11 protein-coding genes, 1 tRNA gene and 1 other RNA gene are annotated in these 15,217 nt (G+C 30.5%); 2 read left to right on the top strand and 11 right to left on the bottom strand.

Annotated features, from left to right (window positions below; translation table 11 throughout):
* Positions 1–190 precede the first annotated feature (190 nt).
* Both AC4PG3_RS01725 and ffs read left to right on the top strand, forming a co-directional pair.
* Positions 191–281, top strand: a tRNA-Ser gene (locus AC4PG3_RS01725).
* A 13-nt stretch (positions 282–294) separates the two neighbouring features.
* An RNA gene (gene ffs / locus AC4PG3_RS01720) (signal recognition particle sRNA large type) lies at positions 295–560 on the top strand.
* 43 nt (positions 561–603) lie between these two features.
* Here the strand turns inward: ffs and clpB are convergent.
* The 11 genes from clpB to AC4PG3_RS01665 form a co-directional block, all read right to left on the bottom strand.
* Entirely contained in the window at positions 604–3,183 is a 2,580-nt protein-coding gene (clpB, locus tag AC4PG3_RS01715) for an ATP-dependent chaperone ClpB (protein WP_492197359.1), read from the bottom strand.
* A 14-nt stretch (positions 3,184–3,197) separates the two neighbouring features.
* On the bottom strand, positions 3,198–4,142 hold the full coding sequence (locus tag AC4PG3_RS01710) for a DnaJ C-terminal domain-containing protein (RefSeq protein WP_492197358.1): 945 nt from the start codon (positions 4,140–4,142) through the stop codon (positions 3,198–3,200).
* Between the two features lie 290 nt (positions 4,143–4,432).
* Positions 4,433–4,585, bottom strand: coding sequence for an aspartyl-phosphate phosphatase Spo0E family protein (locus tag AC4PG3_RS01705; RefSeq protein WP_492197357.1), 153 nt, complete (start codon positions 4,583–4,585; stop codon positions 4,433–4,435).
* A gap of 202 nt (positions 4,586–4,787) precedes the next feature.
* A complete protein-coding gene (locus AC4PG3_RS01700) occupies positions 4,788–5,057 on the bottom strand; it encodes a metal-sensing transcriptional repressor (RefSeq protein WP_492197356.1) in 270 nt (89 codons plus the stop codon).
* A 14-nt stretch (positions 5,058–5,071) separates the two neighbouring features.
* The gene (locus tag AC4PG3_RS01695; protein WP_492197355.1) at positions 5,072–5,278 is read right to left on the bottom strand and encodes a cation transporter; all 207 of its coding nucleotides are present in this window, start codon (positions 5,276–5,278) and stop codon (positions 5,072–5,074) included.
* Positions 5,279–5,376: 98 nt separating this feature from the next.
* On the bottom strand, positions 5,377–7,752 hold the full coding sequence (locus tag AC4PG3_RS01690) for a heavy metal translocating P-type ATPase (protein WP_492197354.1): 2,376 nt from the start codon (positions 7,750–7,752) through the stop codon (positions 5,377–5,379).
* Positions 7,753–7,900: 148 nt separating this feature from the next.
* Positions 7,901–9,694, bottom strand: coding sequence for a 5'-nucleotidase C-terminal domain-containing protein (locus AC4PG3_RS01685; RefSeq protein ID WP_492197353.1), 1,794 nt, complete (start codon positions 9,692–9,694; stop codon positions 7,901–7,903).
* Between the two features lie 158 nt (positions 9,695–9,852).
* On the bottom strand, positions 9,853–11,892 hold the full coding sequence (locus AC4PG3_RS01680; protein ID WP_492197352.1) for an S-layer homology domain-containing protein: 2,040 nt from the start codon (positions 11,890–11,892) through the stop codon (positions 9,853–9,855).
* Positions 11,893–11,993: 101 nt separating this feature from the next.
* The gene (locus AC4PG3_RS01675) at positions 11,994–12,992 is read right to left on the bottom strand and encodes a hypothetical protein (RefSeq protein WP_492197351.1); all 999 of its coding nucleotides are present in this window, start codon (positions 12,990–12,992) and stop codon (positions 11,994–11,996) included.
* Positions 12,976–14,196 (bottom strand): DUF58 domain-containing protein, encoded by a 1,221-nt coding sequence (locus AC4PG3_RS01670; RefSeq protein WP_492197350.1) that lies wholly within the window; start codon positions 14,194–14,196, stop codon positions 12,976–12,978. The genes AC4PG3_RS01675 and AC4PG3_RS01670 overlap by 17 nt, the downstream gene beginning before the upstream one ends.
* Before the next feature lie 19 nt (positions 14,197–14,215).
* Positions 14,216–15,163 (bottom strand): AAA family ATPase, encoded by a 948-nt coding sequence (locus AC4PG3_RS01665; protein WP_492197349.1) that lies wholly within the window; start codon positions 15,161–15,163, stop codon positions 14,216–14,218.
* Between the last annotated feature and the right edge of the window lie 54 nt (positions 15,164–15,217).

Raw genomic sequence — 15,217 nt, 5'->3', positions numbered from 1 at the left:
AATTTTTAATTACATTATAAATATATAATTCTTTATTTCATATTATACCCATAAACTAAACTTTCAAATATCTAATCTATTTATTATCATTAAATAATAGGTTTTTTCACCCATTTTTGGAATAATTAGATTGTGTTTATATTTGACATATACTCTATTTTAGTTTATAATATTAATCTGTGGGTAACTTGGAGAGATGGCTGAGCTGGCTGAAGGCGCTCGCCTGGAAAGCGGGTAAACATGTGAGTGTTTCGAGGGTTCGAATCCCTCTCTCTCCGCCATTAGAAATTTTTGCTGTACTAGATGGGGAGTTAGCGGCACCCTATAACCTGCAATCCGCTATAGCAGGGTTGAAGTCCCAGACTAGTAATATCTATTGTAAGGTCTGCCCCAAGTAAGTGGTATTGACAAGTGGGTCCTGCGCAACGAAAACTCATGAACCTCGTCAGGTCCGGAAGGAAGCAGCGATAAGTGAAATTTTTCGTGTGCCGTAGGGAAGCCTGCTTCGAGCTAACTGCTTGGGTAACGCTTGGAGTAGTATGTCGACTCTGGGTGTACAGCTACATAAAAAAGAGCTTTAGTCATATGACTAAAGCTCTTTTACTATATTATCTGAAAATCAAACTTTCCATTATTTACATCTATCTTAATAATGTCCTTGTCCTTTAATTCACCAGCTATTATCAGCCTACCCATTTTAGTTTCCAATTCTTTTTGTAAAAATCTTTTAACTGGTCTTGCTCCATAATGACTAGAATAGGATCTATTTAAGATTAATTCTTTAGCATCTTTTGTCAGGTCTATTTTTATCTGCCTATCTTTTAATCTATTTTGAATTTCACTTATCTGTAAGTCTATTATCTTAAATATCTCTCCTCTTTGTAGAGGCTTAAACATAACTATTTCGTCTATACGATTTAAAAACTCTGGTTTAAATCTCCTTCTCATTTCTTCCATTACTTTATCTTTGGCTATAGAATCTATAGTTCCATCTGGTTTGATCCCTTCTAGTAAATAATTGGAACCTATATTTGAAGTCATAATTATTACAGTATTTTTAAAGTCTACAGTCCTACCTTGATTGTCTGTAAGTCTTCCATCATCTAGCACCTGTAGTAATATATTAAATACATCAGAATGAGCCTTTTCTATTTCATCAAATAAAACTACAGAATAAGGCTTTCTTCTAACTGCCTCTGTTAATTGACCTCCCTCATCATATCCCACATATCCTGGAGGTGCTCCTACCAGCCTAGATACTGAATGTTTTTCCATATATTCACTCATATCAATTCTTATAATATTTCTTTCATCATCAAATAAGTTTTGTGTTAGTGCCTTGGATAGCTCTGTTTTACCAACTCCTGTAGGTCCTAAAAATATAAAGCTACCAACAGGTCTATTTTCAGCTTTCATTCCTGCACGTGCTCTGATAACAGCATCTACAACTGAATCTACTGCTTCATCTTGACCTATTACTCTTTTGTGAAGTATATCTCCTAGATTTAACAGCTTTTCTCTCTCTGTTTCTACTAGTTTAGTCACAGGAATTCCTGTCCACTTTGCAACTACATCTGCTATTTCTTCTCTAGTGACTTCTTCTTTTAACATCTTCTCTTCTTCTAAATTCTTTTTATTTGCCTCTTTTAATCTATTTTCTAATTCTACTAATTTTCCATACTTCAGCTGCGAAAGTGTTTCAAGATCATAATTTCTTTCAGCCTGTTCTATCTTTGTCTTAACTTGATCTAGTTCTTCTTTTATAGCTTTTACTCTATAAATACTCTTCTTTTCATCTTCCCAACGAGCTTGTAGTAAATTAAATTTTTCTTTTAACTCAGAAAGCTCTTTTTCTAGTTTTTCAAGCCTTTCTTTTGATGCATCATCAGTTTCCTTTTTTAAAGCTTCTCTTTCTATTTCAAGCTGTAAAACCTTTCTCTTTGTTTCATCTAATTCTACAGGCATACTGTCTATTTCTGTTCTAATCATAGCAGAGGCTTCATCCATTAAGTCAATGGCTTTATCTGGAAGAAATCTATCAGTTATATATCTATCTGATAATACAGCTGAGGCTATAACTGCTCCATCTGAAATTCTTATACCGTGATGAATTTCATATTTTTCTTTTAAGCCTCTTAAAATAGAAATAGTATCTTCAACTGATGGCTGTGTTACCATTACTTTTTGAAGTCTTCTCTCTAGTGCCCCATCTTTTTCTATATATTTTCTATATTCATCTAGGGTAGTAGCACCTATAGTTTGCAATTCACCCCTTGCAAGCATTGGCTTTAATAGATTTGATGCATCCATAGCACCCTCTGTTTTACCTGCCCCTACTATATTGTGAATCTCATCTATAAACATAATGATTTTACCTTCTGATTTCTCAATTTCAGATAATACAGCCTTTAGTCTTTCTTCAAATTCTCCTCTATACTTAGCTCCAGCAATCAATGAGCCTATATCTAGTGAGAAAATAGTCTTGCCTTTAAGACCTTCTGGTACATCACCATTTACTATTCTTTGAGCTAATCCTTCTACTATGGCAGTTTTACCTACTCCAGGCTCTCCTATTAATACAGGATTATTTTTGGTTCTTCTAGATAATATTCTAATAGTATTTCTTATCTCATCATCTCTACCTATTACAGGGTCCACTTTTCCCTTCTTAGCTTCTTCTACTAAGTTTCTACCAAATCTTGTTAAAGCTTCATAAGTTCCTTCTGGATTGTCAGAGGTTATATTTTGATTACCTCTAATCTCTTTTAAAGCTTCTAAAAATCTTTGTAAATTTATATTATATTTGGTGAGAATTTTTTCTGATATAGTATTCCTTTGCTTTAGCAGACTAATATATATATGCTCTACTCCTATATACTCATCTTTGAATTTTAAAGCTTCCTTTTGTGAATTGTTTAAAATATCAGTATAAATTCTACTTGGATAAATGGATCCTCCTGATTGCTTAGGAAGTTTTTCTATCTGTGTTTTTATATCTGCTTTTATTAAATCTAAGTTTTCTCCCATATAAGAAATAATTCTTGGGATTAATCCATCTTCCTGACCTACTAGAGCACTATGAATATGGATTTCTTTTAACTCAGGATTTCCATATTCCATTGCTATATTTTGAGAATTCTGTATAGCTTCTATACTTTTTTGAGTAAATTTATTTAAATCCATAAACTTTTCCTCCTTTAATCTCTTGGATTATATTTTGACACTTTTTTCAACTTTTCATACAATTTTTCTTCTTCTCTTGTAAGTGTTGGGGGATTCACTATATTTATTTTTACATATAAATCTCCTATATTGCCCTTCATATCTCTATAACCTTTTTTAGGTATTTTTATTTTTTTACCACTATCTATTGCCTTTGGTATAGTAATTTTTATCTTACCTTCAAAAGTGTCTACTACAACTTTTGATCCTAAGGCAGCTTCAAATGGTAATATATCTAAAGTCTTTATAATATCTAATCCCTCTAAAGTAATTTTATCTTCTTCTATTATATTTATTTTAAATAAAATATCTCCAGGGATACCCCATTTTTCACCCTTTGCTTTTAATTTTTTCCCAGGTAATATTCCCTTAGGAATCTTTATACTTATATTTTTTGTCTCTCCACCAAAGTTTAAACTCATTTCTTTAGTGACTCCCTTATAAGCTTCTTCTAAGCTAATACTCAATTGGGAATCATAGCTCTGTCTTGCACCTTGAGAAGTTCTACTTCTAGAGGATTTCCCTCCTCCAAATAAATCATTTATATTAAAACCCTGGCTTTTAGTCTGGGCTCCTCCTCCTCCAAAAAACATATTGAAGAAGTCACTAAATCCACCTGGATCTGAAGATGTATAGGTATAAGTATGACCTCCCCCAAATCCATATTGAGACGGATCAAAGTTTTGACCACCAGAGAAATCATAGCTACTTCCAAATGTATCATATTTATTTCTCTTTTCCTTATCTCCTAAAACTTCATATGCTTCATTTACTTCTTTAAATTTTTCTTGAGATTTTTCATCATTAGGATTTAAATCTGGATGATATTTTTTTGCTAGTTTTCTATACGCCTTTTTGATTTCATCTTGACTTGCTGATTTTTCTACTCCTAGTATTTTATAATAATCTTTGTATTCCATAGACTCATCTCCTCTTACTATTTTAAGAGCAAAATAGTTTGACCTTCTTTGACTTTAATATTATTATACAACTTTTCTTCTATATTATCAATAAAAAAAAGCAACCTAAGTCGCTTTAAACTGCAGATAAATATATTTCCCCATATAATAAAAGAAAAGAAAATTCGTAGAGTTAGTCTGTTTTAACTTTAAGAAATTTGTAAATCTAGCAATTTTGTTCCATCTCTTTATATCTCCTATTTCTTTAAATTAAGGATCCTTCTCTATATTTTCCATTATACTAAAACAATTTAAGATGCATTTTTAGAATATAAATTTTTATAATAATTTAAAATAAGCATATCTAACTCTTGGCTTAATTTTAAAGTCTTTTTGTCTACTAACTTTCCTCCTTCTAAAACTTCATTTAGATTTTTTTTTAAATTGTTTATCCTATCTAACATCTTTTCTCCTCTCTTGTAGTATTTATAATTATATAAATATATTTTATCCGATGGCTTTGAAAACTCCACCCGAATTTTAATCTTAGTTTGTATACATAATATTGAATCACATAAGCTATATATTATATTAATTTTTTCTAAATTTCAACATACATTTTTCCCTTAAATAAGACAAAACCCTCCAAACTTAGAGGGTTTTATCTTACTTAATATATCTATCAATTATGTTGACTATCTCTTCTATTTTTTCTTCTCCTTCTTCTTCTCCTTCTAAAATAGCAGTAGTTACACAAGATCTAATATGGCTATTTAATACATCTATATTTGCCTTTTTTAATAATCCTATGGCAGATAGAATTTGAGTAGACACATCTATACAATATCTGTCATTTTCTATCATTTTTATAATGCCATCTATTTGTCCCTTGGCAGTTTTTAATTTACTAGCTGCCTTCATTTTTCCTTCATTCATACTATCACCAATTTCTAGTCTATTTTTACTACATCATATCCTGCATCTTCTATTGCTTCTTTTAATATTTCATCTACAAGGTTTTCTCCATTAACTTCTACAGTTTTAGAGCTTAAATTTACTTCAACACTGCTAACTCCTTCTATTTGTCCTAAAGCATTCTTCACTGCCTTTTCACAATGACCACATGCCATACCTTCTACTATTAATATTTTTTTCATTTTTTTCATCCTTTCTTTTTCTACTACTTATTTTTATGTGTGATTATACTTCTTAAATTTTGAGCCTGAGAATCGTTTTTTATAATTTATCAACACACTTAGCCCTTAAAATTTTTAAGTCTCAATGAATTTGTAACTACTGATACAGAACTAAATGCCATTGCTGCTCCTGCTACCATAGGATTTAAAAATCCTAAAGCTGCAAAGGGTATCCCTATTGCATTGTAAAAAAAGGCCCAGAATAAATTTTGTTTTATAGTTTTCATAGTCCTATGGCTTAATCTTACAGCTGTAACTACACCTTGTAGATTTCCACTCATAAGAGTTATATCTGCCGCCTCCATGGCCACATCTGTGCCTGTACCTATGGCAAATCCTACATTAGCTTCAGCTAAAGCTGGAGCATCATTTATTCCATCTCCTACCATACCTACATGCTTTCCTTCACTCTTTAGTCTTTTAACATTTTGCGCCTTGTTTTCTGGAAGTACATCTGCCAATACATTATCTATACCAACTTGCTTTGCTATGGCTTTTGCTGTTATTTCATTATCTCCTGTTATCATGTAGACCTGAAGTCCCATAGCTTGAAGTTCTTTTATGGCAGCTAAAGATGTCTCTTTGATTTGATCTGCAACTGCAATTATCCCTTCCAATCTACCATCTATAGCTAGAAGCATGGCAGTTTTACCTTCTCCTTCTAGTTTCTTTAGATTATCTTCTTTATTTTCAATTTCTATACTATTTTCTCTCATAAGTTTTCTATTCCCTATTAAAACTTTTTGCCCTTCTAATGTAGCTTGAAGTCCTTTTCCAGGAACCGCCATAAAAGTCTCAGGTTCTTTTATCATCAACATATCTTCTTCTGCTTTCTTTACTATAGATTGACCTAGAGGATGTTCAGATGTTTTTTCCACAGATGCACTTATTTTTAATATTTCTTCTTCTTTTAAGCCATTAAAAGATAATATATCTGTAACCTCTGGTTCCCCCTTTGTAATAGTCCCTGTCTTGTCAAAAATTATGGCATCCATCTCATGAGCTCTTTCTAGATGTTCTCCTGATTTAATTAAAATTCCATTTTCTGCTCCTTTTCCTGTACCTACCATGATTGCTGTAGGAGTTGCAAGACCTAGAGCACAAGGACAAGCTATAACTAATACAGCTACCGCATTTATTAAACCTACACTAAAATCTTTTGTATATAGATAGAATCCTATAAATGTAATTAAGGCTATGGCTACTACTACAGGTACAAATATCCCTGAAATTTTATCTGCTAATCTTTGTACTGGTGCTTTAGACCCTTGAGCATCTTCTACTAATTTTATAATTTGAGATAATACGGTGTCTTTACCTATATTGGTAGCCTTAAATTTAAAACTTCCAAATTTGTTTATAGTTGCACCTATTACTTTATCATCTACAGTTTTATCTACTGGTATACTTTCACCTGTTATCATTGACTCATCTAATGAAGAACTTCCTTCTATTATAATCCCATCAACAGGTACTTTTTCACCTGGTCGTACAACTACTATATCCCCTATTTCTAATTCTTCTAATGGTAAATCAACTTCTTCTCCATCTCTTATCACTCTAGCGGTCTTAGGTTGCAGACCCATAAGTTTCTTTATGGCTTCTGAAGTCTTTCCCTTTGCCACAGCCTCAAAAGTTTTACCTAATAAAATCAAGGTAATAATAACTGCTGAAGCCTCAAAATAATATTCATGAACTCCTGCAAAAAGATTATAGACACTATAGAAGTAGGCTGCAGATGTTCCCATGGAAACTAGTACATCCATATTTGCCCCTCCACCTCTTAGAGATTTATAAGCTCCACTGTAAAATCTATATCCTATTATAAATTGTACAGGAGTTGCCAAAGCTAATTGGAACCAGCCATTGGTTAAGATAGTATCTATCCCTGCCATATGAAAAAACATAGCTGTAAACAATGGTATACTTAAGATTGCTGAAATTATAAATGAGGTTTTTAGAGATTTTATTTCTTTTTCTCTTCTCTCTTTTTCCTTATCTAAATCTCTTTCTATTTCTATTTCTGCCTTATATCCTGCTTTTTCTACTGCATCTAATAATTCTTTCTCTTCTATCATACCAGATTTATATCTTACTGTAGCCTTATTTGTAGAAAGATTTACACCTGCCCTTTCTACCCCTTCTAATTTATTTAGTACCTTTTCAACTCTACTAGAACAAGCACTACAGGTCATACCCTCTATTAATAAAGTTCTGGTAACTAAAGGTACTTCATAGCCAGTCTTTTCTATTACTTCCACTAAATCCTTTGGACTTAGCTTGTAACTATCATATTCTATAGTAGCCTTTTCCCCTAATAAATTTACTATAGCACTATTGACCCCTTCTTTTTTATTTAGAGATTTCTCTACTCTAGCCGAGCAAGAAGCACAGGTCATACCTACTACTTCTAAATCTATCTTTTTAATTGACATTTTACCACTCCTTATATTCCCCCTCCCCAGGGGGGTGTATATACAATTTATCATTCTTTTTAATTTTTGTCAACAATATTTATATATACTAAAAAGCATCTATATCCAAATAGAATACAGATGCTTTTATATAAGTTTAATTATTTTATTAAGGAATTAATATCTCTTGACCTGGGAAGATTAGATTAGGATTTTTAATATTATTAAATTCTGCTAATTTTCTCCATGTAGTATTGAATTTTATAGCAATCTTTGAAAGCCAATCCCCCTCTACCACCGTGTATTTTTTTACTTGAGTTTTTACTTCTTCTTTAATTTCCTCTTTCACCTCTTCTTCTTTTACTTCTTCTTCTTTTACTTCTTCTTCTTTTACTTCTTCTTCTAATTCTAATGCCACTATTCTACCTTCTAATTTTGGCTCAACTTCTCCTTCTGCCTTAAGATATTCTACTAATACATCTGATAATAGTGCACCTTCAGCTATTATCTTCTTTCCTTCAAACACAGTATATCCATCTCCACCTACAGCTACAAAATCATTTGTTACTAATTTGTATTTTTTATCTGATTTTATATATTCATCTCCTACTAGTACCTTCGATATTCTATCTCCTGCTGGCTTTGAGGGATTGAATTCACATTTCATACCTGCTACATGAGGAAATTTCCCTGCAGTACCTGGATAAGTATCTACACCATGTTCTAATGCTTTTAGTATTTCATCTCCTGTAACTTCTATCACTGATAAGAAATTAGTAAATGGGAAGGAATTCATTACATTTCCTAAAGTAATATCTCCAGCTTCGATTGAAGCTCTTATTCCTCCACCATTTGTAAGTGCAATATCTGCATCTGAAGCTCTTAGCATAGCATCTGTTACAAGATTTCCAAGTGTAGATTCACCAGCTCTTACAACTTCTCTTTCTCCTACTAAATCAACTTTAGTTTTTCCTATAACTTCTCCCTTTATATCTTCATTAACTTCTGATATCTTTTGTATTTCCCCTTCTATATCTTTATTTGGCACTAAATCTGCAGCTTCTTCTACTGTAAATAGAGAAGCTTTCTTATTTTCTACTTTACCATCTTCAATCTCTAATTCAACCATACCTATATTTGCCAAATAGGAACCTGATTGTGCTATTAGTGTATCTCCTACTAATTTACCCTCTGGCAATTTAGTATGACTGTGTCCATCTATTATAATATCTATACCTTCTACATTTTCAGCTATATCTATAGCAGTAATATCTGATTCTTTATCTATACCTATATGCATCAGTCCAACTACTACATCTACTTCTTTTGACTTTAATTCTTTTACCATCTCTTTAGATGTCTCTATATAGTCTTTGAACTCTATTCCTTCAGTGTTTTTAGGATTTGACTTTACTTTTGTCTCCTCTGTTGAAATACCAAATACTCCTACTTGAAATCCGTCAAATTCTTTTATAATATATGGCTCAAAATCAGATGATCCATCAGCTTCTTTAACTACATTAGCTGCAACTATAGGGAAATCAGCCATATCTTTTAACTCCAATAATCTTTCATATCCATAGTTAAAGTCATGATTCCCAGGGACTAGGGCATCAAAACCTACTAAATTCATTAGCTTTATCATCGCCTCACCTTCACTAAGAGTTACATCTACGGTTCCATGGACTACATCTCCTGCATCTAATAATAGTACATTTCCCTCTTCTCTTAGAGAATCTACTTTAGACTTTAATCTAGCATGTCCTATTGATGGCTCTCTTTGCTCTGCATCTTGGTAGAGGTATCTACCATGTACATCATTTACGTGTAAAATAGTAAGTGTTTCCACTTGATTATCTCCTGATTGTGCAAAAGAGACTTGAGGCATTGTGCCTAAAAATATTCCCATGATTAAAGCTAGGGATAAAAATAGACTTAAAACTTTTTTGTTAGCAATTTTCATAAAAACCCTCCTATTATTTTGATAATTATTTCTAATTAAACTGAATTTTGTAAATTCAGATAGTTATATGTAAATATTAACATCTTTGAAAATTATTTACAAGATAAAAGCAAAAAAACCAAAGACCCAGAATTTCTTCTTTGTCTTTGGTTTTTTCACTAATCTCTATCCAATATATTGTATATAATCATCGCTGCTTCTTCTCTAGTTAAATTATCATTTGCTCTAAAATTTCCTCTTCCACTTATTACTCCTAGACCTTCTGCTACAGCTATATATCCTTTTAATTCTTTATCTACAGTGTCTATATCGTCATAATTTGAATTGTACACACCTTCTAAATTTGCTGCTCTTTCTTGATCAAAGCTTCTAACCAAATATTTAATAGCTTCTCCTCTAGTTATAGTCTTGTTTGGAGCTTTTTCTCCAGACTTAATTACACCTTCCATTCCAAATCTTTCATATATATACTCTTCATTATAAGGTGATATATAGCCCTTGGTATTTTTTAATAGATATAGAAAATCTTTTTGGACAATATCTTCTCTTGGGTTGAAGTTTTCTCCTGGAAGATATATTCCATATTCCTTTAATTTTTTTATCTTATCTTTAGCATAGCTTTTGTCTATATCCTTATACTCTTTATCTTTTTCATTCAGAGGATTTTTATATAGATTTTCTGGACTTATTAGTTTCCCTGTTATGGCATCTACAAATACACTTTGTTCACTATCTAAATTATATACTAGTTTTATTTCCTTTTTATCTTTGCTTACACTATCTTTATCTATGATATAATTTAATTCTAATTTACTCTCACCTAATAATATTTCTTCAGCCTCTTTAGCTCCTATTACCTCTTCTATAGATGAGATTTCTATATCATTCCACATGTAATTATAATTCATTACTTCACCTGTTGAAGCATTGATGCTCAATGAAAAACCATTTTGAGGTACTTTTATTCCATCTTTTTCTCTAATAAATGTAAAAGAATATTCTTGTATGTCTGGTCCAAATACATTTACGGAACTCTCAGTATTTTCTACTTTATTATACTTATCTTTCATATTATCTTTTAAAAACTCTTTAGCTATTTCCATTGCCTCATCTTCAGTATATTTTGGTTCTTGTTCTTCTTCATTTATATTGAATTTATGAAATTTTAAAACTTCCCCAGTCTTAGCATCTACAGAAACTGTAGTACCATAACCACCATTTCCCTTTTGCATATGCATTTGTAGGTCCCATACATAGCTATCATCTAATTTACTTTTCTTTAAGCTGCTACCTTGTAATTCATAAGATTCATCTAAATTGGCAAGCTTTCTCAATGATTTTTTTGCACTTTCTCTACTCACTATTTCTTTTTCATTTATAAGTTTATTTGCATCTTCTATAGATACTTTTTCCACCTGTCCAAATAAAAATCCATAATGTATATAGTCATTCATACTGTATAGATTCTTTACAGCCTTACCTGTCTTGGCATCTATAGCTCTAGTCTTATCTTTAAATGTATATAAAAGTTTTCCTTCTAATTTATCATCCTCATTATTTAATCTATATACCAATTCTATATCTTGACCTTCTTTATATCGATTAAAAGCCTCTTCTCTGTCAATTATATTATCATTATTAGGTAATTTGGAATCTCTATCCCAATCTATACTTAAATTGTTTATCTCCCCTGTAGAATTGTCTACCTGAACTGATATCGAATTATACATAAAGGGTATATCATTTTTTATCCTTTGGAATCTAAAGTAATATCCATTTAAATCTCCCATTATATCTTCATCTTCATATTTAGTATTTTGTAATAGAGTAGGGTCTACTTTAGATATCATTTCCTTAGCAGTTTTTAAAGCTTCCTCTTTGCTTATCTTAGGAAATTTTGAATGCTCTTGTCTATTGTTCATCTTATATTTATTATATCTTAAAATATTTCCATCTACATCAATCTCTACACTTATATTATAATTATTACTTTCATCCGTCCAATTCATATCATATCTGGTATCTCCCCTACGGGTATGGGTATGTAAATTGAATTCACCATATTCATCACCTATGTCAAATATCTTCTTTATATTTGGAATATATTTCTCTACCCCTTCTTCAGCAGAAGCAATTAATGGTGCGATAATGCTTATCATCATTACAATGGCTAATATTAAGGATAATTTTTTCTTCATACTAATACATCTCCTTTTATATTTTTTATATTCTAAATAGTCTTACACTTATATTATGATACATTACAATATATGTCAAGATTTAGAGCTTATTGGATATACTATATTTTTATCAAATATTTTATTAAATAATTTTTCAAACCTATACACTCTCTAATAGATTTTGAAATAGAATAAAAATATTCAAGTATCTGATCATATTCATCATCAACTATTCCCTTGCTACCATATTTACATTTAATAAAATTGTCCGTTAATTTTTCAAACCTATATATATCCAAGGGAAACTCTTCTTTTTTGCAAATATCCATATATTCATAAGGTGTTTCTCCTTTAGATTTTTTAAGTCCTAAAATAGACAAAGATTTCAAAAAATATTTATAAAATATAACTACTTGTTCTTCTCTTGGTAAATTTAAAGTTTTCATTAACCATAATCTATATTTAATTCTCTTATATAAGATATAAGCAATAATTAAAATCAATGATATTATTAAAATCCACTTAATAATAGATTTGAAATCTATAGGTTCATCTATGGTGCCACCACCACCTCCACCACTTCCACCAGAGTTGTTTTCTACTTCTTCTTCTTGGATATTATTTATCTGATTATTAGAAGTATCTTTATTTTCGTATACTAATGCCAATTGATTTTGTTCATTCACATTAGGTTTTAATATATACTCATATATACATAAAGTAAATAGAGAAACAATTAGTAGTATCACTACCAAGATTATTACATATCCTAGATAGGCTGGATTCCTCAATTTAGTTTTCTGAGAATTTGCCGTATAGAGGGAATGAGTAAATAATAGTACAATAAAAAACAATGTAAGTAAAAATAATTTAATATCTACATCTTTACCTAAAAAGTCTAATAAATATACTAAAATTATATTATATAAAAATATAATCATAGTTTCATGCTTAGGTAAAAAATATAAATATATAGTAGGTATAGTTAGTACCATCACTATTATAAGAGCTACTGGATAAAAGCTAGTTCCTGAAAAAAATTGTGCTTCCATAAAAGAAACCAATATGGCTATTAAAAGGCATAGTAGATTTTTGAATATGCTATTTATCTTCGACATCTAAACCACCTCCTAATAAGCTCACAAAATCCTTTGCTGATTCAATAATATAGTATTCTATATTACTCTCTTTTAAATTTCTTTTAAATTTTTTTAAATAAGATGCTTTCAAAGTACATTCTACTAAACACAATATGGGTCGCTTACCTTTCTCAAGAAAATTCGATAATATAGTAATTAATTCATTTGATATATTGCTGGTAATTATAAACATATTATCTAAAGAATTACTTGAATTGCCATATTCAGAAACTAGCAATTCTATTGGATATAATTCCTCTTTAGACACTTTAGGCAAGCCATATATATCTTCCCTTAAATCTAATATAGTATTGGGTACTTTAAAAGTAGGATTATTATCTTCAGAATATATTAAACTAACACCTCTATCCTTCTTCATAGAATATAATGATATTGCATAGCCTGTCTCTATAATAGCATCATTTATACTTGCTCTTTCCATTTCATTTAAATCATCCTTAGAGCAAAAATCCAAATATATACTTACGCCACTAACTGCATCTGTAGTAAGTATTCTAGTCATATACTCATTTGCATGGGCAGACAATTTCCAATGTATGTTTTTAATTGGATCACCTGGGATATACTCTCTTATATCATCATAAATTTCACCATCAATCTTATAAGGTACTGTAAAATTAACAGGAAAAACAGCCCTCTTAGTATCTATATCAAATTCCTCAATATCATATATCTTAGGTGCTACAAATATCTCCTCCTGCCATTTAGGATTATACTTTAAAAAGAATAAATCAAATATGCCATATATTTGAATCTCTGATATCTTAACTATATACATCCCTATATGAGGAAATTCTACTTCAATCTCTAGATTCTTTTCTTCTCTAGGATTTAACATAAAATCATACTCATATTTTTTAAATATTTCTCCATCTATATTCTCTAACTGTAAAGAAAAGCATACTTTAGGAAATATTAATATATTTTTATTTCTAATCTTTATATTATAAATCTCTCTAGATAATCTCTTAAACATTCTCTTTTTATTACTATCTACTATTACTTCACAACTATTTTTTATCAATAATAAATACATGAAAGATACAACAATAGATAAAATCATATATATTAGAGGTATTAAACTAATAGGTGATCTTATAATAAGAAAGAAAGTAATTATTACAATAATAATTAGTAAAAATATTTTTCTTCTAAGTTTCATAATGTCATTCACTCCATCACTATATGTTTTCCAAAACCTCTGTGTTGTCTAATATATCCTTCATAATATCCTGTTGTGTTTTTTTGCCTATCTTTGCCTTGTGAGTCAATATAAATCTATGAGGCAATACATGAGGTGCTAAGTACTTGATATCATCAGGAATTACATAATCTCTACCATTGTAGAGTGCATATGCCTGTCCCATTTCATAAAGTGCTATAGAACCTCTAGGACTTGCTCCTAATTTAATATCTTCATGATTTCTACTAGCGTTTACTATATCAACAATATATTTAGCAACAGACTCATGAACTTTTATATTTTTTAAAAAGTCCTTTATCTCAATGATATTGTCTCCTGTTGCCACAGATTTTAATTCTTTTTTTTCTGATTTATCCATAGTAATTATCCTTACTTCTTCATTTAGACTTGGATATCCCAATGAAGTCTTTATCTGAAATCTATCTAATTGTGCTTCTGGTAATGGATAAGTCCCTAAACTCTCAACTGGATTTTGAGTAGCTAATACCATAAATGGTTCCTCTAATTTATAAGTCTTAGAATCTACTGTTATCTGCTTTTCCTCCATTATTTCCAAAAGACTAGCTTGAGATTTAGCAGACGCCCTATTTATTTCATCTGCTAAAACAAAATTACTCATGGCAGCACCAGGTCTAAACTCAAATTCTCCTGTTTTTTGATTATATACTGAAAATCCTGTTATATCTGATGGTAATATATCTGGAGTAAATTGAATCCTCTTAAAATCACAAACTACACTTTTAGACAATGCAGATACTAAACTAGTTTTACCAACACCAGGTATATCTTCTAATAAAACATGTCCTCCACTTATTAGTGATAATATCACTAACTCCACAGTCTTTTCTTTACCAATTATCACCTTACTAATATTTGCTACTATATCATGTAACAATTTAGAATACTCCTTAATTTTAAACTCCATATTTCTCCTCCATATTAAGTAATATACAATGCTTGAGCAAAACTCAAGCATTGT

The sequence above is a fragment of the Tissierella sp. QWL-11 genome (assembly GCF_058683765.1).
This window is presented reverse-complemented; position numbering and strand designations above follow the sequence as displayed.